Annotated in this window: 2 protein-coding genes; both read left to right on the forward strand. The window is 72.3% G+C overall.

Annotated features, from left to right (window positions below; translation table 11 throughout):
* Nucleotides 1-937: KR domain-containing protein (locus KN815_RS34275; RefSeq protein ID WP_216345747.1), on the forward strand; the 937-nt coding region annotated here is incomplete at its 5' end.
* Between the two features lie 51 nt (nt 938-988).
* Nucleotides 989-1407: beta-ketoacyl synthase N-terminal-like domain-containing protein (locus KN815_RS34280; RefSeq protein ID WP_216345748.1), on the forward strand; the 419-nt coding region annotated here is incomplete at its 3' end.

Consider the following 1407-nt stretch of genomic DNA (forward strand, 5'->3'; position numbering starts at 1 on the left):
TGCCTTCGGCAGCTCGGGACAGGGAAACTACGCCGCGGCCAACACCTTCCTGGACGCGCTCGCCCAGCACCGCCACGCCCAGGGCCTGCCCGCGAGCTCGCTCGCCTGGGGCCTGTGGGCGGCGGCCGACGGCATGGCCGGAAGCCTCGACGCCTCCGATGTGACCCGCATCTCGCGCGGTGGCTTCGCGGCGCTCCCGCAGGACGAGGGCCTGGCCCTGTTCGACCTGTCGGGCACCCTGCCCGAGGCCGTGCTCGTCCCGATCCGCATCGACACCGGCGCGCTGCGCGGCCAGGCCGCCGCCGGGCTGCTGCCGCCGCTGCTGCGCGGCCTGGTCCGCACCCCCGTACGGCGCTCCGCCGACACCGGGACCACCGGTGCCGCAGCCCTGGCCGACTCCGGCGCGGGCTCGCTCGCGACAAGGCTCTCCGGACTCTCGGAGACCGAACGCGACCGGGAACTGCTGGAGGTCGTCCGAAGCCATGTGGCCGCCGTCCTCGGCTACGCCACCCCGGACGACGTGGACGCCGGTCGCGGCTTCCTCGACCTCGGCTTCGACTCGCTCACCGCCGTGGATCTGCGCAACCGACTGGGCGCCGCCGCCGGGCTGCGCCTGCCGGTCACGCTGATCTTCGACTACCCGACGCCCACCGCGCTCGCCGGCTATCTGCGCGAGGAGCTGGGCCTGCATGGCGCGGCCGGCGCGGCCGGACACCCGCCCGTACACGCGGAGCTCGACAAGCTCGAGGCGATCCTCGCCACGATCGCCCCGGACGACATCGAGCGCCCCGGCATCACCACCCGCCTGCGCGACCTCCTGTCGAAGTGGAATGAAACGCAAAGTGCTACGGACAGCACCGCAGAAGACCGTGAAATCCAGTCCGCTACGGCAGACGAGATCTTCGATCTCCTCGACGACGAGCTCGGGCTCTCCTGACCTGCTCCACAAGAGCTCATCGACTTATCTCAGCACCGCGGGGACGGCGTAATGGCGACGGCGAACGAAGAGAAGTACCTCGACTACCTCAAGCGGGCCACCACCGACCTGCGCGAGGCGCGGCGGCGGCTGCGCGAGGTCGAGGAGCGTGAGCAGGAGCCGATCGCCATCGTGGCGATGAGCTGCCGCTACCCCGGCGGGGTCAGCACCCCCGAGGAGCTGTGGGAGCTCGTCGCCCGCGGCGGTGACGCGGCCACGCCGTACCCCACCAACCGCGGCTGGGCCACCGACGTCCTCTTCGAGCCGGACCCGGACAGCGGCCAGGAGCCGTACGTCCACGAGGGCGGCTTCCTGCACGACGCGGCCGACTTCGACCCGGCGTTCTTCGGCATCTCGCCGCGCGAGGCGCTCGCCATGGACCCGCAGCAGCGGCTGCTGCTGGAGACCTCCTGGGAGGCGTTCGAGCGCGC

It is taken from the genome of Streptomyces niphimycinicus, assembly GCF_018883605.1.
GTDB classification, from domain to species: Bacteria; Actinomycetota; Actinomycetes; order Streptomycetales; family Streptomycetaceae; genus Streptomyces; species Streptomyces niphimycinicus.